The sequence below is a fragment of the Streptomyces sp. NPDC087859 genome (assembly GCF_044742595.1).
Lineage (GTDB): Bacteria > Actinomycetota > Actinomycetes > Streptomycetales > Streptomycetaceae > Streptomyces > Streptomyces canus_F.
This window is the reverse complement of the sequence record NZ_JBIUUU010000021.1, coordinates 163,803-189,021: the sequence shown is the minus strand read 5'-3', so window position 1 is coordinate 189,021 and position 25,219 is coordinate 163,803. Positions and strand designations below refer to the sequence as shown.

18 protein-coding genes and 1 pseudogene are annotated in these 25,219 nt (G+C 71.3%); 5 read left to right on the top strand and 14 right to left on the bottom strand.

Features of this window, described 5'->3' with window-relative positions; genetic code table 11:
- Positions 1-95: 95 nt before the first annotated feature.
- The 3 genes and pseudogenes from ACIOHP_RS40465 to ACIOHP_RS40455 form a co-directional block, all read left to right on the top strand.
- The gene (locus ACIOHP_RS40465; RefSeq protein WP_351678360.1) at positions 96-533 is read left to right on the top strand and encodes a Fur family transcriptional regulator; all 438 of its coding nucleotides are present in this window, start codon (positions 96-98) and stop codon (positions 531-533) included.
- Between the two features lie 29 nt (positions 534-562).
- Positions 563-2,752 carry a catalase/peroxidase HPI gene (katG, locus tag ACIOHP_RS40460; RefSeq protein WP_361549155.1) on the top strand — a complete coding sequence of 730 codons (2,190 nt, stop codon included), beginning with the start codon at positions 563-565 and terminating at the stop codon, positions 2,750-2,752.
- Between the two features lie 83 nt (positions 2,753-2,835).
- A pseudogene (locus ACIOHP_RS40455) lies at positions 2,836-2,913 on the top strand (MarR family transcriptional regulator); the annotation flags it as partial.
- Between the two features lie 6 nt (positions 2,914-2,919).
- Here the strand turns inward: ACIOHP_RS40455 and ACIOHP_RS40450 are convergent.
- The 12 genes from ACIOHP_RS40450 to ACIOHP_RS40395 form a co-directional block, all read right to left on the bottom strand.
- Positions 2,920-4,026 carry an NAD(P)/FAD-dependent oxidoreductase gene (locus tag ACIOHP_RS40450; RefSeq protein ID WP_401895294.1) on the bottom strand — a complete coding sequence of 369 codons (1,107 nt, stop codon included), beginning with the start codon at positions 4,024-4,026 and terminating at the stop codon, positions 2,920-2,922.
- A 139-nt stretch (positions 4,027-4,165) separates the two neighbouring features.
- Entirely contained in the window at positions 4,166-5,341 is a 1,176-nt protein-coding gene (locus ACIOHP_RS40445; RefSeq protein WP_361549159.1) for a pyridoxal phosphate-dependent aminotransferase, read from the bottom strand.
- 116 nt (positions 5,342-5,457) lie between these two features.
- Positions 5,458-5,862: a hypothetical protein gene (locus ACIOHP_RS40440; RefSeq protein ID WP_361549161.1), complete on the bottom strand. Its 405-nt coding sequence runs from the start codon at positions 5,860-5,862 to the stop codon at positions 5,458-5,460.
- An 87-nt stretch (positions 5,863-5,949) separates the two neighbouring features.
- A complete protein-coding gene (locus ACIOHP_RS40435) occupies positions 5,950-6,843 on the bottom strand; it encodes a hypothetical protein (RefSeq protein ID WP_401895291.1) in 894 nt (297 codons plus the stop codon).
- Positions 6,844-6,845: 2 nt separating this feature from the next.
- Positions 6,846-8,561 (bottom strand): sulfite reductase flavoprotein subunit alpha, encoded by a 1,716-nt coding sequence (locus ACIOHP_RS40430; protein WP_401895288.1) that lies wholly within the window; start codon positions 8,559-8,561, stop codon positions 6,846-6,848.
- Positions 8,558-14,065 (bottom strand): glutamate synthase-related protein, encoded by a 5,508-nt coding sequence (locus ACIOHP_RS40425; RefSeq protein ID WP_401895286.1) that lies wholly within the window; start codon positions 14,063-14,065, stop codon positions 8,558-8,560. Before ACIOHP_RS40425 ends, ACIOHP_RS40430 begins: the two co-directional genes overlap by 4 nt.
- Before the next feature lie 308 nt (positions 14,066-14,373).
- Positions 14,374-15,078 carry a YcnI family protein gene (locus ACIOHP_RS40420; protein WP_401895283.1) on the bottom strand — a complete coding sequence of 235 codons (705 nt, stop codon included), beginning with the start codon at positions 15,076-15,078 and terminating at the stop codon, positions 14,374-14,376.
- A 39-nt stretch (positions 15,079-15,117) separates the two neighbouring features.
- Positions 15,118-15,702: a hypothetical protein gene (locus tag ACIOHP_RS40415; RefSeq protein ID WP_401895281.1), complete on the bottom strand. Its 585-nt coding sequence runs from the start codon at positions 15,700-15,702 to the stop codon at positions 15,118-15,120.
- Positions 15,703-15,798: 96 nt separating this feature from the next.
- Complete coding sequence (locus ACIOHP_RS40410; protein WP_401895279.1) at positions 15,799-16,941, bottom strand: hypothetical protein; 1,143 nt, start codon at positions 16,939-16,941, stop codon at positions 15,799-15,801.
- Positions 16,942-17,044: 103 nt separating this feature from the next.
- Positions 17,045-18,511 (bottom strand): WGR domain-containing protein, encoded by a 1,467-nt coding sequence (locus tag ACIOHP_RS40405; RefSeq protein ID WP_401895277.1) that lies wholly within the window; start codon positions 18,509-18,511, stop codon positions 17,045-17,047.
- A 127-nt stretch (positions 18,512-18,638) separates the two neighbouring features.
- Complete coding sequence (locus ACIOHP_RS40400) at positions 18,639-19,967, bottom strand: class I SAM-dependent RNA methyltransferase (protein WP_361549176.1); 1,329 nt, start codon at positions 19,965-19,967, stop codon at positions 18,639-18,641.
- An 81-nt stretch (positions 19,968-20,048) separates the two neighbouring features.
- A complete protein-coding gene (locus ACIOHP_RS40395; protein ID WP_361549178.1) occupies positions 20,049-22,097 on the bottom strand; it encodes an APC family permease in 2,049 nt (682 codons plus the stop codon).
- 404 nt (positions 22,098-22,501) lie between these two features.
- Here ACIOHP_RS40395 and ACIOHP_RS40390 point away from each other — a divergent pair, with 404 nt between their 5' ends.
- Positions 22,502-23,173, top strand: a complete 672-nt coding sequence (locus ACIOHP_RS40390) for a TrkA family potassium uptake protein (protein ID WP_046257105.1) — start codon at positions 22,502-22,504, stop codon at positions 23,171-23,173.
- On the top strand, positions 23,173-23,850 hold the full coding sequence (locus ACIOHP_RS40385; protein WP_401895272.1) for a potassium channel family protein: 678 nt from the start codon (positions 23,173-23,175) through the stop codon (positions 23,848-23,850). Before ACIOHP_RS40390 ends, ACIOHP_RS40385 begins: the two co-directional genes overlap by 1 nt.
- 80 nt (positions 23,851-23,930) lie before the next feature.
- Here the strand turns inward: ACIOHP_RS40385 and ACIOHP_RS40380 are convergent, their stop codons facing one another.
- Both ACIOHP_RS40380 and ACIOHP_RS40375 read right to left on the bottom strand, forming a co-directional pair.
- Positions 23,931-24,692 carry a DUF3159 domain-containing protein gene (locus ACIOHP_RS40380; protein WP_307024903.1) on the bottom strand — a complete coding sequence of 254 codons (762 nt, stop codon included), beginning with the start codon at positions 24,690-24,692 and terminating at the stop codon, positions 23,931-23,933.
- Positions 24,693-24,695: 3 nt separating this feature from the next.
- Positions 24,696-25,094, bottom strand: a complete 399-nt coding sequence (locus tag ACIOHP_RS40375) for an OB-fold nucleic acid binding domain-containing protein (RefSeq protein ID WP_046257102.1) — start codon at positions 25,092-25,094, stop codon at positions 24,696-24,698.
- Positions 25,095-25,219 lie beyond the last annotated feature (125 nt).

The window sequence follows — 25,219 nt, the reverse complement described above, 5'->3', positions numbered from 1 at the left end:
TCCGGAAGGTGAACGCGCGGCGACACGACATGGCACAGAGTTGGAACGAATCCATTTCTTGAACCATTCGTGTTTGTGGGGGTAGGTTGGCCCCCATGACTTCACCGCAGCCTCCGACCACCGCAGGGGATCTGCGGGGGGCCGGCCTGCGGGTGACGGCCGCCCGCGTCGCGCTTCTGGAGACCGTCCGCGCCGGTGACCACCTCGGGGTCGACGCCCTGACCTCCGGGGTCCGGGACCGGGTCGGCCACATATCAGTGCAAGCCGTCTACGACGCCCTCCACGCGCTCACCGCGGCGGGACTCGTCCGCCGTATCGAGCCACCGGGCAGCCCCGCCCGGTACGAGGGCCGGGTCGGCGACAACCACCACCACCTGGTCTGCCGGGAGTGCGCGGCCGTCGTCGACGTCGACTGCGCGGTCGGGCACGCGCCCTGTCTGACCGCTTCGGACGACCAGGGCTTCGCCATCGACGAGGCCGAGGTCATCTACTGGGGCCTGTGCCCCTCCTGTTCCACCGCCCGCAAGGCTTGAGCACCAAACCCCGGAAGGAATTACCCCTCATGTCCGAGAACAGCGCCGCTGAAGGTAAATGCCCGGTCGCGCACGAGCGCGCCGCACACCCCACCCAGGGCGGCGGAAACCGTCAGTGGTGGCCGGAGCGGCTCAACCTGAAGATCCTCGCGAAGGACCCGGTCGTCGCGAACCCGCTCGGTGAGGAGTTCGACTACGCCGAGGCGTTCGGCAACCTCGACCTGGCGGCCGTCAAGCAGGACATCGCCGAGATCCTGACCACCTCGCAGGACTGGTGGCCGGCGGACTTCGGCAACTACGGCCCGCTGATGATCCGCATGGCCTGGCACAGCGCCGGCACCTACCGCATCAGCGACGGCCGCGGCGGTGGCGGCCGTGGCCAGCAGCGCTTCGCGCCGCTGAACAGCTGGCCGGACAACGGCAACCTGGACAAGGCCCGCCGTCTGCTGTGGCCGGTCAAGAAGAAGTACGGCCAGTCCATCTCCTGGGCCGACCTCATGATCCTCACGGGCAACGTGGCGCTGGAGACGATGGGCTTCGAGACCTTCGGCTTCGCCGGCGGCCGCGCCGACGTCTGGGAGGCCGACGAGGACGTGTACTGGGGTCCCGAGACCACCTGGCTCGACGACCAGCGCTACACCGGCGACCGTGAGCTGGAGAGCCCGCTCGGCGCCGTCCAGATGGGCCTCATCTACGTCAACCCGGAGGGCCCCAACGGCAACCCGGACCCGCTCGCCGCGGCCCGCGACATCCGCGAGACGTTCCGCCGTATGGCGATGAACGACGAGGAGACCGTCGCCCTCATCGCCGGTGGTCACACCTTCGGCAAGACCCACGGCGCCGGCCCGGCGGACAACGTCGGCGCCGACCCCGAGGCCGCCCCGATCGAGGCCCAGGGCCTCGGCTGGGCCAGCACCTACGGCACCGGCAAGGGCGGCGACGCCATCACCTCCGGGCTCGAGGTCACCTGGACCACCAAGCCCACCCAGTGGAGCAACGACTTCTTCGACATCCTCTTCGGCTACGAGTGGGAGCTGACCCAGTCCCCCGCCGGCGCCAACCAGTGGGTGGCCAAGGACGCCGAGGCGATCATCCCCGACGCCCACAGCGACTCCAAGAAGCTGCCGACGATGCTCACCACCGACCTCTCGCTGCGCTTCGACCCGATCTACGGCGAGATCTCGAAGCGCTTCCACGAGAACCCGGACCAGTTCGCGGACGCCTTCGCCCGCGCCTGGTACAAGCTGACCCACCGTGACCTGGGCCCGAAGTCCCTGTACCTCGGCCCGGAGGTCCCGGAGGAGACCCTGCTGTGGCAGGACCCGCTGCCGCAGGCCGAGGGCGAGGCCATCGACGCCGCCGACGTCACGGCCCTCAAGGCCAAGCTCCTCGAGTCGGGTCTGACCGTCTCCCAGCTGGTGTCGACCGCATGGGCGTCCGCGTCCACCTTCCGCAGCAGCGACAAGCGCGGCGGTGCCAACGGCGCCCGCATCCGTCTGCAGCCGCAGGCCGGCTGGGAGGTCAACCAGCCCGACGAGCTGGCCCAGGTCCTGCGGGTCCTGGAGGGCGTCCGGTCCGAGTTCAACGCAGGCTCCGGCCTCAAGAAGGTCTCCCTGGCCGACCTGATCGTCCTCGGCGGTGCCGCCGCGGTCGAGAAGGCCGCCAAGGACGCCGGCCACGCCGTCGAGGTGCCCTTCACCCCGGGCCGCGTCGACGCGACCGAGGAGCACACGGACACCGAGTCGTTCGCCGCCCTCGAGCCGACCGCGGACGGCTTCCGTAACTACCAGGGCAAGGGCAACCGCCTCCCGGCCGAGTACCTGCTGCTCGACAGGGCGAACCTGCTCGGCCTGAGCGCCCCCGAGCTGACCGTCCTCGTCGGCGGTCTGCGCGTCCTGGGCGCCAACCACGGCGGGACGTCCCTCGGTGTCCTCACCGAGACCCCCGGTGTCCTCAGCAACGACTTCTTCGTCAACCTGCTCGACCTGGGCATCGAGTGGAAGTCGACCTCCGAGGACCAGAACCACTTCGAGGCCCGTGACGCCTCGGGCGCGGTCAAGTGGACCGGTACGCGTGCCGACCTCGTCTTCGGCTCGAACTCCGAGCTCCGCGCGCTCGCCGAGGTCTACGCGAGCGACGACGCGAAGGAGAAGTTCGTGAAGGACTTCGTCGCCGCGTGGGTCAAGGTGTCGAACGCGGACCGCTTCGACCTGGTCTGAGTCCGATCCGAGCCTGATCCGCTCACCGGGAACGCCCCGGCCGGCCCTCACGGGCCCGCCGGGGCGTTCCCCGTTTCCCGTGCCGCACGCTGGAGAGGCGCGGGCTGCTCAGGCGGGCCGGTCATCCGTCCGACGGCCGCCTGGTGCTGCTCAGCCTCTCCGCCACCTCACGCCGCCGTGTACCCCAACTGCCGCCGCATATAAGGCGTCATCAGCGTCTTCGCCTTCGCCAGCACCGACGTCCGTCCTCCCAGCACCGCGCTCTCCCCGCCCGGCACCGGCAGCAGGGTCATGCCGTCGGCCGCCCCGAAGGGGACGATGAGGGGGGTGCGGTGGACGGGCCGGTAGAAGCGGGGTTCCTTGCGGTGCTTGCCGGAGCTCTGGAGGTGGGCGCGGATGTTGTGGAACGCCAGGTCGGCCTGGGCCAGCGCGGCGGGGGTGATCTTCAGCTCCGTGGCGTCGTTGACGTCGCCGACCGCGAAGACGTCCGGACGCCCGTCGACCCGGAGCGTGCGGTCGACCTTGACGTGTCCGGAGGGGTTCAGCCAGTCGCCGTGGCCGGCCAGTCGCAGCCAGAGCGTGTTGGGGGTGGTGCCGGTGGCCCAGAAGGAGAGGTCGGCCTCCATGACGTTGCCGTGCGCGTCGCGATAGGTGCCGAAGTCGAAGCCGGGCGACATGAAGGAGTTCAGCCGCACGTCCACGTCGTGCGCCTCCAGCCAGGCCAGCGCCTTGCGCCCGGCGCGCTCACTGCCCGTGCCGTGCAGCAGCGCCGCCCCGGAGTGGGCCAGCGTGACGCGGGCGTCCGGCCGGGCCAGCCGTATCTCCGCGCTCAGCTCCACGCCGGAGGGCCCGCCGCCGACCACGAGGACGTGACCGGCACGGGCGACCGCCTGCTGATGCCCGGCGAAGGCCTTCAGCGCCTCGTCGGGGGTGGTCCCGTTGAAGCGGGCCGGTTCGGGATAGTCGGCGCCGGTGGCGATCACCACCACGTCGTACGGCAGCCGCTCCCCCGTCGCCAGGACGACCTGCCGGGCCTCCGTGTCGATGCGCAGCGCCTTGCCCAGCACCACGCGGCCGCCGTTCAGCAGCCGGTCGTACGGGATGAACGGCGTCACCGACCACTCCGGCCGGATCCCGGCGCGCAGTGAGGCGATGCGGTGGAAGAAGACCTCCTTGCGGTCCACCAGCGTGACCCGCGCCGTCCCGTCCAGCTTTTTCGCCAGGCGGACTCCCGCGTAGCCGCCGCCGATCACCACTACGTCGCCGTCGCTCACACGACTCTCCTGTATCCGTGGGGGGAAGTGAGCAGCGCGGCGCGTGGGCTCCGTCGCCCCCACTCGACTGGCGAAGAGCCTATCGCTTGAACTTTAAAGCTCACGGGTGAGGTGTGTGTGCGTTCCGTGAAGCGACGCGCTACCGCAGTGCCGCGACGAACTTCGCCAGGCGGGCGATCCCTTCGCGCAGTTCCCCGGCGGAGGCCGCGTACGACAGGCGTACGTGCGTCTCGGCCGTGCCCACCCCGAAGTCCCGGCCCGGGGTGAGCGCGACATGCGCCTCCTGGAGGGCCCGGGCGCAGAACTCCCACGAGGTGAGTCCGGTGCCGCTGACGTCGAAGTAGACGTAGAACGCCCCGTCGGGCGGCACGGGCACCGGCAGTCCGAGCTGTGCCAGGCCGTCGAGGACGAGCGCGCGCCGGCGCCCGAACTCGGCGCGCCGCTCCTCGCAGACGGCGAGGGAGTCGGGGGTGAAACAGGCCAGGGCGGCGTGCTGGGCGGGGGTCGAGGCGCACAGGAAGTAGTTCTGGGCCAGGCGTTCCAGCGCCGGTACGAGGATCTCCGGGACGACGCACCAGCCGAGCCGCCAGCCGGTCATGCCGAAGTACTTCGAGAAGCTGTTGATGACGACGGCGTCCGGGTCGAGCGAGAGCGCGCTGCGCGGCGGCCGGTCCTGGTCGTCGTGGTCGCCGAGGTCGAGGTAGATCTCGTCGACGATCCGCCACGCGTCCCGCTCCCGGGCGAGGTCGCACAGGGCGGCCAGTTCGCCCTCCGGGACCGAGGTGCCGGTCGGGTTGGACGGGGTGGCGACCATGATCCCGCGCGTGCCGTCCGTCCAGTGCGCCCGCACGGAGTCCGCGTCCAGCTGGAAGCGGGAGGCCGCGCTGGTCGGGACGAGCGTGACCCGGGCGCCGAAGCTCTCCATGATCTGCCGGTTGCAGGGGTAGGACGGGTCGCCGATGAGCACCTCGTCCCCGGCGTCGACGAGGGCTGCCGCGCCCAGCACCAGGGCGGCCGAGGCCCCGGCGGTCACGACGACACGGCCCGGGTCGACGTCGACGCCGTGCCGCTCGCCGTAGAACCCCGCGATCGCCTGCCGCAGGGACGGCATCCCGAGGGCCTCGGTGTAGCTCATGGGCCGCCCGTCCATGGCCGTCCGCATCGCCTCGACGACGGCCGGGGGCGCGCCGAAGTCGGGCTCCCCGAGGCTGAGTTTGACGACGTGGTGGCCCTGGGCCTCCAGGGCGGCGGCATGCTTGCCGAACTCCATGGCGTAGAACGGGGCGACGGACTGGGCCCGCTGCGAGATCCGCATGCGGCGACCTCCGGCTCGACGAGGGACGGAACGCCCTCGACCCTAAGCGGTCACGAAAGGGGCGGGCCCGCGGGCCCGCCCCTTCACTGCCGTGCGCCCTTCGGGCCCGGTGGTGCTCAGGCCTTGGCGTACTCCCAGCCACCGCAGCTGTACGGGGTGCCGTCGGAGCCTTCCTGGAGACAGGCGCGGATCTGGAGGGTGGTGCCCTCGGCGAAGGACAGGTTCCAGTCGTGGGCGACGGCGTAGCCATAGCCGTTGTAGTACGAGTGGGTGGCGGAGCTGGAGTTGTAGCGCCACTGGGCGGCGGTGCCGTGGCCGTCCTTCGCCATGTCGAGGGCGGTGAGGATCTCGCCGTCGGCGGCGAAGTACGTCTTCGCGGTGACGTTCGCCGAGATGATGGAGTTGGAGGCCTCGTAGACCTCGCCGGCGGCCTGGGCCGGGGCGATGCCCAGGGCGAACGCCGCAGCGGAGGCCGCGGCGATCCCGAGAACGGTCGTCAGTCGGCGATGGGGCTTGCGCAAGACAGCGTTCCTCTCTTCGAACAACTGGTCGCGCCCGAACCTACCTGAGTGCAAAGGAAGTTGATCCTGAATTTCCGTGCGACCGGGCTATGCGCCGGGCAGCGACGCCGCGAGGTGCTCCCACGCCGCGTGCACCTGCTCCCCCACGATCCCGAACTGTGTGAAGACCGCGGCGCAGCGGCCGTCCGCGTCGTCGAGTTCGAGGGCCGAGGTCGGGCCGTGGGCCGCCGCGGAGCGGACGAGCCGGCCGGCCCGGACGCCCGCGAGGTCGATCTCCACCGAGCTCCGCGCGATCGCCGCGAACACCCGCCCGCCGGTGGTCCGGTCGGTGACGTGGACCCGGCCGGCGCATGCCTGCATGGCCGAGGGGGCGAACACCGCGACGCCGATCGGCAGCCCGACGGAGCAGACGTGGTCGAGCACCGCGGGCACGACATCGACGTCGATGTCCCGGTGCTCGCCCCGGTAGCGGTCGAACGCCGCGCGCCGGGCGAGCCCGCCGTCCGCGAGGATCGCGTCGAGCTGGGCGAGCTGGTCGCCGTTCTCCCACGCCGGTACGCCGGGGACCCGAGAAGGTGTCGCGGCCGTCGCCCCGGCGTGGACCGTGGGGGCGAGCCCGGCCAGCAGCCGGTCCCCATCGGAGAGCAGCCGCCCCTCGTGCACGATCCGGCCCTCCGCGTCGAGCAGGCGCACGGCGACCGAGCCCTCGTCCCGCGCGACGACGGCCGTGTCCACCCCGTCCGCGTCGAGACGCAGCGCGATCTCGCCCGGGTGCACGGCGAACGCGTCGCCGCGCAGGCTCGGGACGGCGTAGCTGCCGGCCTGGTCGATGCGCGCGACCGGTCCCCCGGTGACGGCCTGGACGTACTGGAAGAGCGTCAGGCAGCGCGCCAGTTCCGGCATGCGCGGGTCGATCAGCCGTGCGCCGGTGTTCCGCCGGGGGCAGCAGCCCTCGAACGCGCAACCGTGCTGGTCCGTCATGCTCAGTACACGTCCCGTACGTAGCGCTTGGCCCGGCGCAGATCCGCGAGGTACTCCGCGGCGTCGTCGTCCCCGCGTCCGCGCTGCTCGGCGATGACGCCCAGCAGGGCCGTCTCCACGTCCTTCGCCATGCGGGAGGCGTCTCCGCAGACGTAGAGGTGCGCGCCCTCCTCCAGCCACGCGTAGAGCTCCCGTGACCGCTCCCGCATCCGCGTCTGTACGTAGATCTTCTCGGCCTGGTCGCGCGAGAAGGCGAGGTCCAGCTCGGTGAGCACACCGCGCTTTTGGAGCTCGGTCAGCTCGTCCTCGTAGACGAAGTCGGTCTCGCGGTGCTGGTCTCCGAAGAACAGCCAGTTCCGTCCGGAGGCGCCGCGCGCGGCCCGCTCGTGGAGGAAGCCGCGGAAGGGGGCGATGCCGGTGCCGGGGCCGATCATGATCACGGGCGAGTCGTCGTCCGCCGGCACGCTGAAGGCGGCGTTCGGCTGGAGGTAGATGCCTACGGTCGAGTCCGCACCGACCCGATCCGCCAAGTACGTCGATGCCACGCCCTCGTACCTGTCGTACCGCACGGACGCGACGGTGAGGTGGATGCTGCCCGGGTGGGCGAGCGGGCTCGACGAGATCGAGTACTGGCGGGCCTGCAACGGCCGCAGGAACGGCAGCAGTTCGGCGAGCCCTGGTGCGGTCGGACCGGCGTCCCGGAGCAGGTCGAGCACGTCCCGGCCCCAGAGCCAGGAGTCGAGGTCGGACCGGTCGCCGTGGGCGACGACCGAGGCCAACTCGCTCGCGGGCGCCCGCTCGACGAGGTCGGCGATCAACTCCTTGGAGGGGGTGCGGATTTCGCGTTCGGTGCGCAGGAGTTCGGCGGTCTCCCGATCGCCGCTCGCGCCCAGGTGCTCCAGCAGCGCTCCGACCAGTGCGTCGTCGTTCACCGGTACGACGGCCAGCGCGTCGCCCGCCTCGTAGGTGATGCCGCTGTCGCCGAGGTCGAACTCGTAGTGGCGGATCTCCTTCGCGCTGTGCGGGGCGGACAGGAGCCGGTTGGTGGCGAGCCGGGACGGGTAGGGGGTGCGCTTGTTCCACTGGGAGCGGGGCTTCTTCGGTGCCTCCGCGGCGCCCGTGCCCTTCGCGCCGGTCTCGGCGGCGACCAGGTCCAGGACCGCGGCCGTCCACTCTGCCGCCGGCTCCTCGAAGTCCACGTCGCAGTCCACGCGTTCGTGCAGCCGGGTCGCCCCGAGCTGCTCCAGACGGGTGTCGATGAGCTTGGCGGCCTGGCAGAAGTCGTCGTAGCCGCGGTCGCCGAGCCCGAGGACCGAGTAGCGCACGCCTTCGAGGCGCGGGGCCGTGTCGGACTGGAGCGCCTCCCAGAACAGCCCGGCGTTGTCGGGCATCTCGCCCTCGCCGTACGTCGAGGTGACGACGATGACGTGGGACATCGCGGCGAGCGCCTCGGGGGTGACGTCGTCGAGGGCGGTGGCCCGGCCGCCGAGTCCGCGGGCGCGGGCACCGGCGACGATGTCGTCGGCCACGAGTTCGGCGTTGCCGGTCTGGGTGCCGATCAGGACGTCGACGGTGGCCGCGGGCGCGTCGGCGCCGGCACTGTCCCGGCGTCCGGCGGCCGCGATGCCGGCGATGAACCCGGCGAGCCAGGACTCCTGCTGGGCGGAGAAGGGCGCGTCGGCCGGGATGAGGGATCCGGTCGGGGGCATGACGGTCATGCGGTCACCGCCTCGGTCGGGGCCTGCGGGGCGCGGCGGGAGGCGATGTCCTCCAGCGCGGCGTTCGCGAGCAGTTCGTCGAACCGGGCGGCGCGGACGCGACCGGCGTTCTTGGTGGTCTGGTGGATGATCCAGCCATAGGTGCCGGGGGCGTCCACGCTGAGGTTGTTGCGCTGCTTGAGCGCGCGCTTGTAGTCGTCCAGGCGCTTGATCGCGATGAGGGTGGCGAGTTCGCCGTCGTCGAAGCGGTCGAGCGTGCCGCGCAGGTACTTCACCACGCGCTGCTTGACGAAGAAGTCCTCGGTGAGCACGAGGTTGCGCACGGCTTCGGCGATGCGCGGGTCCTCCGGGCCACTCGCGCCCGGCACCCGCTGGAGCGCGAGGTCCTGCGCGACGCCGAGCACCGTGTACGACGACAGCAGCGAGAACATGTCGTCGCTGCCCTGGTCGCCGAAGGCCGGGGCCCGGCCGTCGAGCACGGTGCGGCGGTCCCGGTAGTCGACCTTGAACGCGCGGAGCTTGTCGGTCGCGATGGAGGTCGCCAGCTCGTCGAGGAGCTGGGACCGGGTCGCCGCGGCGAGGATCTCCGTGGAGTCCTGGTAGAGCAGCAGCGCGCGGGGCATCCCGCAGTACACGTGCTGCCGCTCGGTGTCCCAGTCGTGCAGGAGCCGGGTCGCCAGCTCGGAGCCGGTGGCCTCGGCATGCCAGGCCAGCAGCAGTCGTACGGCCTCCTCGTGGAAGGCACCGCGCGCGGTGTCCGTCACCGGGAACACCAGCAGCGAGTCGGCGCTCACCCGTCCGGCGAGCTCGCCCGAGGGGTCGTACTGGTACAGGAACCCGCCGCTCATGCCGTTGCCGAGGCCCTTGCCGAAGCCGCCGAGGTTGAGCACGGTGCCGCCGGTCATGTACTCGCAGCCGAAGTCGCCGACACCCTCGACGACCGCGGTCGCCCCGGAGTTGCGCACGGCGAACCGGTCACCGGCCTCGCCCTGCACGAACGTCCGCCCGCCGGTCGCGCCGAACAGCGCGAAGTTGCCGATGAGCACGTTGCCGCCGCGTTCGGCGCTGCCGCCGCCGGGAGCCCGGACGATGATCCGGCCGCCGCTCTGGCTCTTGCCGACGCCGTCGTTGGCGGTGCCGGTGTGTTCGAGGGTGATGCCGTCGTTGCAGAACACGCCGTACGACTGGCCGGCGGACCCCGTGGTGCGGATGCGGACCGCGTCGTCGACGAGGCGGCGGCGGCCGCGGTCGTCGGTGGTGACGGCGGGTCCGTCGCAGGCGCTCTCGTGGTTGAGCAGCCGCTCGATGTCGATGCTCAGCTGTCCGCCCACCGACTTGTCGCTGTTGCCGAGGCGGATGCCCTCGACGAGCAGGGACGGCTCGCGCCGGTCGAGGAGCGCCGCCCGGACGCGCTCGATGAGGGCGTCGTCGGTGGTGAAGTCCTTCTCCAGGTACTCCGGGTCCGCCACGATCTTCTCGGGCACGCTCGCCAGCAGCCGGCGCACGTCGAGGCGGCCGACGCTCGCGGGGTGGTCCAGCAGCTGGAGCAGGTCCGTGCGGCCCCGGGCCTCGCGGAGGGACCGCAGACCGAGGCGGGCGAGGATCTGGCGTACGTCGTGGGCGATGTTGAGCAGGTACTGGGCCAGCGCGCGCGGGTCGCCCTCGAAGACCTCGGGGTTCGTGGTGAGTCCGGCGGGACACTTCACGTTGCAGTTCTTCGCCATGACGCAGCCGAGCATCATCAGCGCGGTCGTACCGAACTCGAAGCTGTCGGCGCCGAGGAGGGCCGAGGTGACGACGTCGCCGCCGGTCTGGTGCGCTCCGGAGCAGCGCAGGACGACCTTCTGCCGGAGCCCGTTCGCGACGAGCGCCTGGTGCACCTCGGCGACGCCGATCTCCGCCGAACGGCCCGCGTACTTGAGGCTGGTGACGGCCGCGGCGCCGGTACCGCCGGTGTTCCCGGCGACGTTGATGACGTCCGCGCCGGCCTTGGCGACACCGACCGCGATGGTGCCGATGCCCTCCGAGGACACCAGCTTGACGATGACCCGGACCCGGGCCGCCTTGCAGTCGTGGATGAGCTGCGCGAGGTCCTCGATGGAGTACGTGTCGTGGTGCGGGGGCGGGGAGATCAGCTCGATGCCGGGGGTGCCGCCGCGCGCCGCCGCGATGTCGACGGTGACCTTCGGCGCGGGCAGCTGGCCGCCCTCGCCGGGCTTCGCGCCCTGTCCGATCTTGATCTCCAGCTCTTCGAGCATCGGGTCGGCGAGATAGCCCGCCCAGATGCCGAACCGGCCGGAGGCGAACTGCTTGATCCGTGAGCCGCGGATGGTGCCGTACCGGGTGTGGTGCTCGCCGCCCTCACCGCTGTTCGACATGCCGCCGACCATGTTCGTGCCGTGCGCGACGGCTTCGTGCGCGGTGGCCACGAGCGCGCCGTGGCTCATGGCGCCGGAGGCGAGGGACCGGGTGATCTCGTGCGCGGGCTGGACCTCGTCGAGCGGGACGCCGGCGGGGGCGCTGTCGCTGTCGAGGAGAGCCAGGAGGCGGGCTTCGGTACCGGCGGGGGCGACGTCGACGCCGTCGGCGCCCACGGCGAGGATCTCGGCCTCGCCCAGGTGCGCGAGCGCTTCGGCGAGGGCGGTGTGGCGGTCGAGGTCCGGTGCGGCAAGGCGCAGTCGGAAGGTGCCCTGTTCCGTGCGGGAGACGGCGACACCCCGAACCGTGACGCTCGCGTTCCCGTCCGTCGAGAACCGGCCCAACTCCCGGGCGAAGTCCTCGACCGTACGCAGTCCGGTGACGTCGGCGGGCAGTGCGAGCACGTCCCGCAGCGCGGCCGGGCGGCGCGAGCGCTCCTCGTGCGTGGTCCGCAGGAAGGCGCGGTACCCGGGGGTGATCCGGAACGCGTCGATCTCGGCGTCGCTGAGCGCGTCGTACCCGGTGTTGCGGTAGGCGGTGTCGGTGATGCCGAACGCGTCGTCGAGCTGGCCGAGGGTGAGCAGCCGGAGCGCGTCGGAGTCCTCGGGCTTCCCGAACTCCGGCCGCTCCTCGACCATGTCGCCGAAGCCGCGCACGGCCGTGACCCCGAAGGAGTGCCCGGCGCCGTCCGACCGCTCCTTGAACAGCCCGAGCAGCGGGATCTGCTGCTCGCCCTGGACCGTTCGGGCGCGCTCGTGCCAGTCCGTGGCGGCCTGCGCGATCCGGGCGAACCCGACACCGCCGACCGGGGCGTCCATGTGCGGGAAGGTCCGGGCGAAGACGTCGTCGCGGGTGTCGAGGTAGTTCGGTTCGAAGAACTCGCCGCCGATGTAGCTCTCGGCGGTGCACAGGCCGACCCGGCCCATGGTCTTGGCGAGGGACTTCTCGGCGGCCTTGCGGAACTTCGCCAGCGCCCGGTCGGTCGCGGTGATCTCACCGGCGGGGGCGGCCGCGCTCGGGAACTTCTCCTCGGCGCGCAGCCGTGCGCTGAGGCTGTAGACGGCGGAGGCGCCGAAGCCGAGGGCGGTCGCCACGTGGTGCGAGGAGGCCAGCTGTCCGCTCTCCGCGACGAGCGAGACGCGCAGCCGCAGCCCGGTCTCGATGAGCCGCTGGTTGACGGCGGCGACGGCGAGGATGACCGGCAGCGGCGCGCGCGTCGAGGAGACCGCCCGGTCGGTGAGGAGCGCGATGCCGCCCTGGTCGGACGCGAACCGTTCGACGTCGTCGCAGAGTTGCCCAAGCGCGGCGCGCAGGGCGTCGGCGTTGGCGGTCTCGTCCCCGGCGACCGGCTCGTAGAGCATGGCGAACCGCTTCAGCGGCACGATCCGCTGATCCCGCAGCCGGACCATGTCGAGGTGCCCGAGCACGGGCGAGGACACGACGAGTTGGCGGCCGCCGCTGTGCGCGGTCCCGTCGGGCTTGGGGCCGAGCGCGACCCGCATGCTCATGCCGTCGGCCTCGCGGATGCTGTCCAGCGGCGGGTTGGTCACCTGGGCGAAGCGTTGCGAGAAGTACTTCGCCATGCCGCCCTCGGTGTCGCTGAGCGCGTTGATGGCGTTGCCGTAGCCCATCGCCGAGATCCGCTCCGACCCGTCGGCGAGCATCGGGTCGAGCATGAACCGGAAGCTCTCCTGGTTCAGCGAGTACGCCACGTACCGCCCGGCGAGGGTCAGGTCGCCGTCGTAGCCGAGCGTCGTGGTGCCGCGGTAGTAGTCGGGGGCGGGCAGGTCGTCGAGATTCACCCGGGCGGAGGTGAGCAGTTCGCTGTACGGGCGGCGGGCGGCGAGGGCGTCCAGCACCTCGCGGGTGCGCAGCCGGCGTCCGGTGCGGTGGTCGACGACGAGCATGCCGCCGGCCTCGATACGGCCCCGGTGCACGACCTCGTCGTCGGGGAAGGCGACCTGACCGGCCTCCGAGGCCACCATCAGGTACTCGGCGGTCTCGACGGTGCGCAGCGGGCGCAGGCCGAGCCGGTCGAGGCGGGCGCCGACGACGTCGCCGTCGCTGAAGATGAGGGCGGCGGGGCCGTCGTTCTTCTCCTCGTACAGGGAGAAGTACTCCAGCATGTCCCTGGTGGCCGCGGGCAGCGTGCGGTCGTTCTCCCAGGCGGGCGGCATGAGCGACACGACCGCCTCGACGAGGTCCAGGCCGTCGTCGAACACGCGGCTCTGGAGGGTCTGGTCGAGCCGGCTGGAGTCGGACTGGCCCGGCGGGCGGACGATGCTCCGGGTCCGGGCCCGCGCGAGGGCCTCGTCGCTGAGGCGGTTCTTGCGGTCGGTGTTGAGTTCGCCGTTGTGCGCCATGAGCCGGAACGGCTGGGCCATGGTCGGGTGCGGCTCGGTGTTGGTGGAGAACCGGGTGTGGAAGTAGAGCGAGCGCACGGAGTGCCGGGGGTCGACGAGGTCGCGGAAGTACCCGATGACCTCTCCGGAGTTGAGCCGTCCCTTGAGCACCTGGGTGCGGGCGCTGAGCGACAGCACGTACAGCCCCGCGTACGTCGTACCGTCGGCGTAGGCCACGGCCTCCACGGCGAGCAGGGCACGGTTGGCGGCCGAGTCGACGCCTTCGCGCCCCCAGCTCTCGGGCGCCCGGAACACCCACTGCACGATGGGCAGTTGGTACTGCTCGGCGGCGGGGCAGGCGACGGTGTGGTCGACGGGTACATCGCGGACGAGGAGAACGTCGAAGCCCTGCTCGGCGATGCTCCGGCCCACGAGGTCGATCGCCGCGGCCCGGCGTTCGCCGTCGACCGGCACGAAGCAGTTGGCGACGCCGAAGTGCCCGGCGCGCAGTTCCTCGCCGGTGATCGCGCCGAAGAACTCCGCCGACAGGTCCACGTTCACGCCCGCGCCGTCCCCGACGCCCTCGGCGGACTTGCCGCCGCGGTGCGGGATGGTGCGGAGCGCCTCGTCGCCCTTGCGGATGACGTCGTGGCTCGGTGTTCCGTCGAGCCGGGTGATGAAGCCGACGCCGCAGTCGCTGTGGTCGAGGGCAGGGTCGTACAGACCGAAGGTGCTGTGATTCAAGGGGGCGTCCTGGGAGCAGCGAGTTCCGGCATCGGACGGCCAGGCTGCGTCGGTGAAGCGCTCGCCGCGGGCGGGGCCGGTGTTCCGGCCAGGGCCCTGAGTGGTGCGATTGTGAACGGTAAGGCTTACCTAACTTCTGCGCAAGTGTGCATCCTGCACTTATGTCGGAGCCTCGTCCCCGATCGTATGCGAAACGCGCCCGAACCCGCCGAGGCGTCCGCAGGCTGGTCCTCGGGCGCCGTTCGCGCACTTCACGGGGCGGACATGCCCTGCCCTGCCGGCGGCATTCCGCCGGCAGGGCAGGCACCTCATGCGTCCCTGGATCCGGCGGACCGCGTCCGCACGACGGCGAACGCGGCCGCGGCCAGCCCGAGCACGCCCATGATCAGCCCGGCGACGCCGAGCCCACGTGCCGTCGAGTCGCTGCTGTCGGCGGCCGCCTCCCGGGCTTTCGCCGGGGTGGCAGCGGTACCGGCCTGTTCGGCGGTGAGCTTCACGACCGGCGCCGGGTTCTCCGGCTCCTCGTCGCCCTGCGCGGCCTCCTCGATCCAGCGGACGGTCTTGCCGTCGGAGTAGGTCTGCAGGGCCTTGAAGGCCAGCCGGCCGGTGTCGTCGGGCAGCCGGCCGAAGGCGACGTCGAAGTCCTCGTACTGCCCGGCTCCGATCTTCCCTCCGGTCCAGGTGATCTCGGAGACGGCGTCGGTGATGGTGCCGTCGTCCGTCTTGACCGGCGTCTTGAGCCTGGTGTCGGTGACCTTCGCGGTCCAGCCGTCCCGCGGCGCGACGAGCACGCCGAGGAGGGGGTGGTCGGTGGGCAGGAAGATCTGGACCTCGGTGGTGGAGGCGGAGTCCTCCTCGTCGGGGACGCGGAAGGTCAGGGTGCCGTCGGTGGCTCCCCTGGCGTAGCTCTGCGGGTGGACGGTGACATGCGCGGAGGCGGCACCGGCGGCGGTGAGGACTCCGACCGCGGCGAGGGCGGTGACGGCGCCGACGCGGCGCGGGGTGGTGGACATGGCTGAGTGGATCTCCGTACTGCGGAAGGGATGTCGGGGTCAGACGGCGTACGACATCCCGGCGGGCGGCCCGCGCCGGTGCACGGCATAGCGCAGCCACGCCTGCCGCGGCGACCAGGTCCGGCCGCCGGCCCGGCGCACGGGCTCCGGTCCGCTCGGCACGCCCCGGAAGCCGCCGGCCGCCCGCCACCAGGCGGCGAGCCCCGGCACGAAGGCGACCGCCCATCGCAGCAGCGACCACAGCGCGGCCTCACCGCGCCGCAGCCACCAGGTCAGCAGGAGAGCCGCCCCGGCATGGGCGGCGGTGGCGTGGGGTGCCGACGCATGGAGGTGCGGAGCCATCCGCATGCCGTGCATGACGGTCCCGGCGTGCGGCCGGGCGGCGTCGAACGCGAGGTGCAGCCCGCCCTGGGCGGCCGACGTCCCGCCACCGATACCGACCAGCGACCGCTCACGCCCGCCCAGCAGCAGACCGGCCACGAAGACCGCCAGTCCCCCGGCGCCCTGCACCGACACCGGCGGGGTCACCCCCACGGCCAGCACATGTCCTCCGGTGGCCAGCAGCACGCACAGCACGGCGAACACCGCCGCGCGCAGGCTCCGCACCCCCAGGGACGCACTCATGCCACCCGATGCTGCCATGCGGCCGAAGCCTCCCCCGCACCGCCCGTACCCGCGCGCCACCGCGGAGACCGGCCTACCGAGGGTTCGCCCCGCGCGTCACCGCGCCGCCGCCTCGGGTTCGTCCGTCGCGGACGGGTGGACGTACCTGCCCTCGTCGAACGGGGTGAACCACGAACCGAACGCGATGGGCGCCCCGTCGAGCCCGACCCCCACGGCGGACGCGTCGATCCCGTCCGTCGCACCGTCGTAGAGCCACTCGTGGTCCATGTCCTCGTACACGTTCCCGGCGAACGCGTCGAGAGCGGCCGACACCTCGTCGTCGAGCAGCCCGTGCAGCTCCAGGGTCACGATGGCCTGGCTCAGGAGGAACCGCAGGGCGAGTTCCTCGGCGACACAGCTGAGCCGCTCGAAGCTCCCGTCGGTGAAGCGGGTGGTCATGGCGATCACCGTCACCAGGAAGCGGCGGGCGAAGCGGGCGTCGTACCGGAGCGCGTACCGGTCGGGCAGACGTTCCAAGTGCCACAGGGGGCCCTCGCATTCCGCGACGGTGGCGTCCTCCTGCGTCAGGACCTGCACGTCCTCGAACAGCTCGTCCACCAGGATGTCGATCGCGTGGACCAACGCGCCCGCGGCGAGTGCGGCGCTCGCCGCCGGAACGGCGAACTCGCCGTCACCGCCCACCCTCCCGTCGCCCTCCTCGCCGGGCACACCGAACACGGCCGGTGGAAAGGACCGCAGTTCAGCCGCCACCCCCAGCATCCGGCTCCGCACCGCCGCGGCCTTCGCCTCGCCGTCGTACGCCTCCTCGGCGCCTTCCGGCGCGGGACCCCCGGCGTGCCGCGCCTTGCGGGTGGCGGGATCGTCGGGCGGGGCATCGGGGCCTTCGGCCGCGTCGAGGCTCTTCCTCGCCAGGTCCTGGTGCAGCTCCACCTCGCATCGCTCGATCGTCCAGTCCGCCAACAGTTCGGAGCGCTCCAGCAGTTCGTCCACGAGCGCCCGCACCGAGTCCTCGGCCAACTCCAGCGCCGGAGCGTCCACGATCACCTTCAGCAGCGCGCCACCGGGGTGGACGGCCACGATGGTGTCCAGCAATTCGACCGCCACGCCGTCGGGCCCTTCGACCGCCCGGACGGAATCGAATCCGTCCTCGACGAGCGCCACGGCTCCGGCACGCTGAAGCGGGTCCATCTCCGGAGTGCCCTCCGGGATGCAGGTGTCCACGGTCACTACGTACGTCACAGGACCGAGCCTTACAGGAAAGAACCGTTCGCGCGACGCATTGGGCCTGTCCGCGAGGCGAACTCGGTCCGCGCGCCCGGCGAGGACCGCGACGCCCCGTCCGTCACACCAGACGCCTGATCTCTCCGCGCACCCGGTAGAAGCCGCCCGAGGAGGAGTGCAGCGCGTCCACCACATAGCGTGCGCCGGGCTGGCGTATCGCACGGGGGAACTGGACGTTCCAACTCGGCTCATAGCCCTCGGAGACCACATGCACCCGCACGCGGCCTCCGTGCTCGACGCACTCCACGACGACTCCGCTTCCCGCCGCGGGCACGGCGCTGACCGTGGCGACGGAGGCGGCGGTGGTCAGCGGCGCGTACGTCGGCAGGGCCGCCGCCAGTTTGACGTCCGCGGCGACCGGGACGGTGCCCGACTGGGCGGCGTTGATCGCGGCCTCGCTCGCGTCGATGCAGGCGAGCGAGCCGTCCGTGGAGACGATGTACAGCCGTTCGTCGTGGTACTGCATGGAGAGCGCCGAGCCACCACCCGTGCCGAGCTTCCACAGCCGGGCGCCGTCGGCGGTGAAGCAGTAGACGGAGGAGGCGGAGTCGCCCGCGAAGACGTACCGCCCGCCGGGGGAGGTGGCGCACGAGTACACCGCGGCATCGCACTGGTAGGTGGCCTCGACCCACCCGGAGGACTTCGCGAGCCGCTGCACGACCCGCCGCCCCGTCCCGGCGTACACCGCGTCCTCCTCCTGCCAGCCGAAGAGCACATTGCCGCTGGTCGCGGTGTGCCAGACCTGACCGGTGCCGTTCGCCGCGTAGGCCGTCACGCCGCCGCTGTGCCCGTGGTACACGGCGCGGTCGTCGGCCCGCACCATCCACCCCTGCTCACCGGAGGAGTTGCGCGACCACTGGAGCTCGTCCTCGTGGTCGATGACCGTCAGACCGCCGTTGCGGTCGGAGACGTTCAGCACGCCCGCGTGGATGTCCAGCCAGAAGATGTCCACCTCGGCCGCGATCTCGTAGGCGGCGAACGGCACCTTCGCCGAGAGGTCGTACACCCGGCCGTCGTCACAGCCCGCGTAGATCCAGAAGTCGTCCGCCACCAGGCACTTCACACCGTCGGGCAGGGAGTAGTGGGCCAGCACCTCGCCGTCATGGCTCAGGTTGTAGACGTCCCCGTGCTGGTTGCCGACCCAGCAGCGGTCCTCGTCCACATGGATTCCGAACGCCGACGCGCCCGTACGGAACCGCCACAGCACCGGGGCGGTCGCCCGCGCCGTGGACGGGGCGGACGTCACCTGACGGCGCGTCACGGGCCGGGCCGCACGCTGCCCTCGCACAGCCGGCGCGTACCCCTTGCGCACCTTCTCGGCGATCTTCTTCGCCGCCGCCGCGTTCGCCTTCTCCACCGTCGGGAACGCGGAGGTCTGACGCTGCCCGTCCACACCGATCCGCCCGTACCGCACGGAGACGGTGGCCCCCTCGACGGTCACCTCGTAGAACTTGTGGGCGCCGCCGCTCTCCTGAGACAGCTCCAGATACGTCGTGCTCCCCGACTGTCGTCCCTGCGCAGCGGACACAGCACACCCCTCCCCAAGACCCCGGTCGACCGCGACGGCCGATCCCCAGTGATTCCAAAGTAGTGGTCACCACTGACAACGCCGTGCGCGACCGGATCCGGGGAGGGGAGGACTTCCAGGGCTCGGTTCAGCGCCCCTTGGAGGCAGGCTCCAGAATCGCCACGCACTCCATGTGATGGGTCATCGGGAACAGATCGAACACCCGCAGCGACCGCACCCGGTATCCCCCGTCCCGGAAGTACCCCAGGTCCCGGGCCAGCGCGGCGGGATCGCACGCGACGTACGCGATCCGCCGCGCCCCCAGCGACGACATGTGCTCGACCGTCTTGCGCCCCGCCCCCGCGCGCGGCGGGTCCAGGACGATCAGGTCGACCTCGGTGATCCCGGTGCGCGGGAGGACGGACTCGACCTTGCCCTGTTCGATGCGGACGCGGTCGAAGGCGGCGAGGTTGTGCCGGGCGTCCTCCACCGCGCGCTTGCCGGACTCGATGCCGAGGACGGCGCCCTTGTCGCCGAGCCGGTCGGCGAGGGCGCCCGCGAACAGGCCGACGCCGCAGTACAGGTCCAGCGCCATGTCGCCCTTGCGCGGCAGCAGGCCCTGCATGACGGCCTTGACCAGCGTGTCGGCGGCCATCGGGTGGACCTGCCAGAAGCCGCCGCTGCCCACCCGGTGGGTCCGGCCGTCGGCCCGCTCCCGCACGAAGGCGCGGCCGTGCACCCGGTGGATGCCGCCGTCGTGCTCCTCGACGCGCATGACGGAGACGGGCTTGTCGAGCTCCACGAGGGGAAGGCGGGCGCCCGGGCGGGGCTCCAGGATCACCATGCGGTCCTGCGACCCCGTCGCGGCGATCGCCTCCACGGATGCCATCCCGGACCAGTCACGGTCCTCGATGCCCAGCTCGCTGACGCCCGGCGCCGCGATCATGCAGTGCTCGACCGGCTCGACCTCGTGCGAGCGGTGGCGGCGGAGACCCGCGTTGCCGTCGGCGTCCACCGCGTACTGCACCCGGGTGCGCCACTGCGGCACCTGGCCGGCCGGGAGCTTGTCGCCCTCGGCGGGCAGCACGGTGCCGTCCCAGCCGGCCTCCTCGGGCGTGAGCCCCGCGAGCCGCTGCAACTGCTCGGCGACGACCTCGCCCTTGAGCCGGCGCTGGGCCCCCGGCTTGGCGTGCTGCCAGTCGCAGCCGCCGCAGCGGCCGGGCCCGGCGTAGGGACAGGGCGCCTCGATACGGTCCTTGGAGGCTTCCAGGACCTCGACGGCGTCCGCCCGCAGGAACCGGGCGCCCTCCTCGCCGTCGGTCACCCGGGCCACGACCCGCTCACCGGGAAGGGTGTGCCGGACGAACAGCACCTGGCCGTCGGACGTACGGGCGATGCAGTGCCCGCCGTGCGCGACGGGGCCCACCTCGACCTCGTAGTCGACCCCCACCAGTGATTTCTTCGGTTCTGCCTGCATGGCGGGGAGACTCCACAACGATCGAGTGAGGGATGGACCACGGGACCGGCCCACGGGATGGGCCGACAACAACCCACCACTCTACTTCGGCGTCGACGCCTCCTTCGCCCGCTCCTCCGCCGGCCCCCGCCGCACCGCACCCGGCGCGTTCCAGTCCTGCCGCCTGCGGGCCCGCTTCTTCGCCGCCTCCGACGACTGCAACTGGTACGGCACCGAGGTCACCATGACCCCCGGCGTGAACAGCAGCCGGCCCTTGAGCCGCAGCGCACTCTGGTTGTGCAGCAGATGCTCGTACCAGTGGCCGACCACGTACTCGGGAATGATCACGGACACCGCGTCGCGCGGCGACTCCTTGCGCAGACTCTTCACGTACTCGATGACCGGCCGCGTGATCTCGCGGTACGGCGAGTCCAGCACCTTCAGCGGTACGTCGATCCCGCGCCGCTCCCACTCCTCGCGCAGCGCCTTGGTCTCCGCCGGGTCGACGTTGACGCTCAGGGCTTCCAGCGTGTCCGAGCGCATCAGCTTGGCGTACGCCAGGGCCCGCAGCGTGGGGCGGTGGATCTTCGAGATGAGGACGACGGAGTGGACGCGGGACGGTCGTACGCTGTCGTCGCTCGGGCCCTCGGGGGCCGCGATCTCCTCGGCCACCCGGTCGTAGTGCTTACGGATCGCGGACATCGTCGCGTAGAAGATCACCATGCCGAGCAGGGCGACCCAGGCGCCGTGGGTGAACTTGGTGACCAGGACGACGATCAGCACCAGACCGGTGAAGAAGGCGCCGAACGTGTTGATGGCCCGGGAACGGACCATGTGGCGGCGCTTGGCCGGGTCCTTCTCGGTGGCCAGATGGCGGTTCCAGTGCCGGACCATGCCGGTCTGGCTCAGCGTGAAGGACACGAACACGCCGACGATGTAGAGCTGGATCAGCCGCGTCGAGTCGGCGCCGTAGATCCACACCAGCAGTCCGGCGGCGCCGGCGAGCAGCACGATGCCGTTGGAGAAGGCGAGCCGGTCGCCGCGGGTGTGCAGCTGGCGCGGGAGGTAGCGGTCCTGGGCGAGGATCGAGCCGAGCAGCGGGAAGCCGTTGTACGCCGTGTTCGCGGCGAGGAACAGCACCAGCGCGGTGGCCGCGGCCAGCACGATGAACAGGAAGCTGCCCTTGCCGAAGACAGCCTCGGCGACCTGGGAGATCACCGGGTTCTGGACGTAGTCGGAGCCGAGGGCGGCGCCGTCCTTCAGCAGGTCCACGGCCGGGTTCTCGGCCATGCGGACCTTGGTCACCATGGCCAGCGCGATGATGCCGCAGAACATGGTGACGGCGAGCAGACCCATCGCCGCGAGCGTGCTGGCGGCGTTCTTCGACTTGGGCTTGCGGAAGGCCGGGACGCCGTTGGAGATGGCCTCGACGCCGGTGAGGGCGGCACACCCGGAGGAGAAGGCGCGCAGCAGGAGGAAGACCAGGGCGAAGCCCGCCAGGCCCTGGTGTTCGGCCTTGATCTCGTACGACGCCGTCGGCGCCCGCATGGTCTGGTCGAGGACCAGTCCGCGGAACGCCCCCCACGCGATCATGATGAAGACGCCCACGACGAAGACGTACGTCGGGATCGCGAACAGCGAGCCGGACTCCTTCACGCCCCGCAGGTTCATCAGCGTGAGCAGCACGATCACGGCCGTCGCGCAGAGCACCTTGTGCTCGACGACGAAGGGCACCGCGGAGCCGAGGTTCTCGATGCCGGAGGAGATCGAGACGGCCACGGTCAGGACGTAGTCGACGAGCAGGGCGCTGGCGACGGTGAGGCCGGCCTTGGGGCCGAGGTTGGTGTTGGCGACCTCGTAGTCACCGCCCCCGCTCGGGTAGGCGTGGACGTTCTGTCGATAGGAGGCGACCACCGTGAACATCAGCACGACGACCGCCACGGCGATCCAGGGGCTGAAGTGGTAGGCCGACACACCCGCGATGGACAGGACCAGCAGCACCTCGCCGGGCGCGTACGCCACGGAGGACAGCGGGTCGGAGGCGAAGACGGGGAGGGCGATGCGCTTCGGCAGGAGCGTTTCCCCCAGCCGGTCACTGCGCAGTGCGCGCCCGATCAGAATCCGTTTGGGCACGTCGGTCAGTTTGGACACGACAGAACATCGTAGGCGTTCGAACGGGTGCCCAACCACCCGCCACCCCGCTTCTGCCCTCCGGGTGAAAACACGAGGCTCCCCGGCTGCGGATTCCGCAGGTGGCCGGATGCGCATGGCTATATGACAAAACCCGTCTGCCGCCCGGGCAGTTCCTGTCTCTCGCCGCCCCCTGGAGGTCCCATGCACGCCACCGCGGAGCTGATCGGTGCCGCCGGCACCCTCGTCGGCCTCGGAATCCTGACTTTGGTGAGTGTCCGCAGCATCAGCCGCCGCTGATCGTCCCGATCCCCGGGACAACCGTGCACAGGGGTGCCGCCGTCCTACCGTGCGTGTGTAGCTTGGGCGACGGTCTGAGACCCTGATGGGGCTGAGCAGTATCTCTTGACACCGGAAGGACGGTCGTGCACATCGTCATCATGGGCTGCGGCAGAGTGGGTTCCGCTCTCGCCCAGACCCTGGAGCAACAGGGGCACACGGTCGCCGTGATCGACCAGGACCCCACCGCCTTCCGACGACTGGGCTCCGGGTTCGGAGGCCGGCGTGTCACCGGAGTCGGCTTCGACCAGGACACCCTGCGCGAGGCCGGCATCGAGGAGGCCGGCGCCTTCGCCGCCGTCTCCAGCGGTGACAACTCCAACATCATCGCCGCCCGGGTGGCCCGCGAGATGTTCGGCATCGAGAACGTCGCGGCCCGGATCTACGACCCCCGCCGCGCGGAGGTCTACCAGCGTCTGGGCATCCCGACGGTGGCCACGGTCCGCTGGACGGCCGACCAGATGCTGCGCCGGCTGCTGCCCTCGGGTGCCGAGCCGCTGTGGCGCGACCCCACCGGTGGCGTCCAGCTGGCCGAGGTGCACACCTCCGCCTCCTGGGTGGGCCAGCGGATCAGCCGGCTCCAGGAGGAGACGGGCGTCCGCGTGGCGTTCCTGACCCGTCTCGGCGAGGCGATCCTGCCGAGCTCGCAGACGGTGTTGCAGGAGGGCGACCTGGTGCACGTGATGATGCGCACCGACGAGGTCGACAAGGTCGAGGCGTCCTTCGCCAAGGGTCCCGAGGAAGAAGGCGGTCACTGATGAGGGTCGCCATTGCCGGTGCCGGTGCGGTGGGCCGCTCGATCGCGGGCGAACTGCTGGAGAACGGCCACGAGGTCCTGCTCGTCGACAAGGCGCCGACCGCCATCTCGGTCGAGCGTGTTCCCCAGGCGGAGTGGCTGCTGGCCGACGCCTGCGAGATCACGTCCCTGGACGAGGCCGCGCTGCAGCGCTGCAACGTGGTGATCGCCGCGACGGGCGACGACAAGGTGAACCTGGTCGTCTCGCTGCTCGCGAAGACGGAGTACGGCGTCCCGCGCGTCGTCGCCCGGGTGAACAACCCGAAGAACGAGTGGCTCTTCAACGAGTCCTGGGGCGTGGACGTCGCCGTCTCCACCCCGCGTCTGATGTCGGCCCTGGTCGAGGAGGCGGTGAGCGTCGGCGATCTGGTCCGGCTGCTCCGCTTCAGTCACGGTGACGCCAACCTCGTCGAGCTGACCCTGCCCGAGGAGTCGGCCCTGGCCGGCACCCAGGTCGGCGACGTCGAGTGGCCGCAGGACACGTCCCTGGTGACGATCATCCGCGGCACCCGTGTCCTCACCCCGACCCGGGAAGACTCCCTGGAGGCCGGCGACGAGCTCCTCTTCGTGGCCGCCCCGGCCCGCGAGGAGCAGCTGGAGGACCTGCTGTCGGTGCGCCGCGAGGACACGACGGGCTGACGCCGTCAGGCGCTACGACGACGGTGGGCGCCCCGGGATTCCCGGGGCGCCCACCGTCGTCGTAGTGGAAGTGCTCGAACCTACGCGTCACGCCGGTGCCGGGCGGCGCCGGTCGTCTCGCCGCGCTCCTCGGCCAGTGCCGCCTTGCGCTCTTCCTCCGCCTTCTCGGCCGCCTCCATCTCCGCGAACACGTCGATGGGCGCCGGGGCCTTCGCCAGGAAGACCCAGGTCAGCCAGACGGCGAGCAGGAAGGGCGGGATCTTCAGCCCGACCAGCACCCAGCCCAGCTGTGCCGTGTCGGCCCACCAGTACAGCGGGAAGAGGATGGCGCACTTGGCGAGCAGGATCGCGCCCCACGCGTAACTGGCCTTGGCGTACGCCTTCTTGCGGCCCGGGTTGCGGGTGCGCCAGGAGAGGTTCTCCTTGAAGACCGGGCCGAGGATCAGACCGATCAGCGGGACCCCGCACAGCGTGGTGATGATGTAGGCCAGGCCCAGGCCCAGGGTGTAGAGCATGCCGGGCAGGTAGAAGTCCTTGGCGTTGCCGGTCATCATCGCGAAGACGACACCGAAGGCGACGCCGAAGACACCGCTGAAGGCGTGCTTGACGGTGTCCTTCGTCACCAGGCGGACCACGACCAGGATCAGCGACACCGCGAGCGCGGCGATCGCGGACATGTGCAGGTCCTTGTTGATCGTGTAGATCGTGACGAAGAGGAGGCCCGGCAGCACCGTCTCCACCATGCCCCGCAGGCCTCCGAAGGCCTCGAACAGTGCGGCCTCGGTCACCGCCCGGGCGTCGTGCTGCTCAGTGTCTTCGGTCGGCTTGTCGAGCGACGTCACCGGCTACTCCCTACCGAGGGGTCTCAGTTCGTATTTCGGGTTGAACAGCACCCGGCGGCCCCGGCTCATCGAGATCCGGCCCGATGCGATCAGCTTGCGCCCGGGTTCGATCCCCACGATGGAGCGCCTGCCGAGCCACACCACGTCCAGTGCGGCGGAGCCGTCGAACAGCTCGGCCTCCAGCGCGGGGACACCGGCTCTGGGACGCAGCGTGACCGTGCGCAAGGTACCAGTAACGGTCACGATCTGTCGGTCGTGGCAGTCACCGATCTTGATGCAGCCTGCGGTCTCGGCGTCCTCCCGCAGCTCCTCCGACTCCAGGTCCTCCTGCGACGAGGAGAGCCTGTCGAGCATGCGCCGGAACCGGCCCACCGGCTTTTCGGAACGCGGAACAGCACTCATATGTGAAGCGTACCGGGGTGCACTGACACGTTCGTACCCGCGGTACTAGCCCTCGAACCGATAGCCCATTCGCGGCTCCGTGATGCTGCATCCCCCGGGGGACAACCCCCGGACCCCCGGACCCC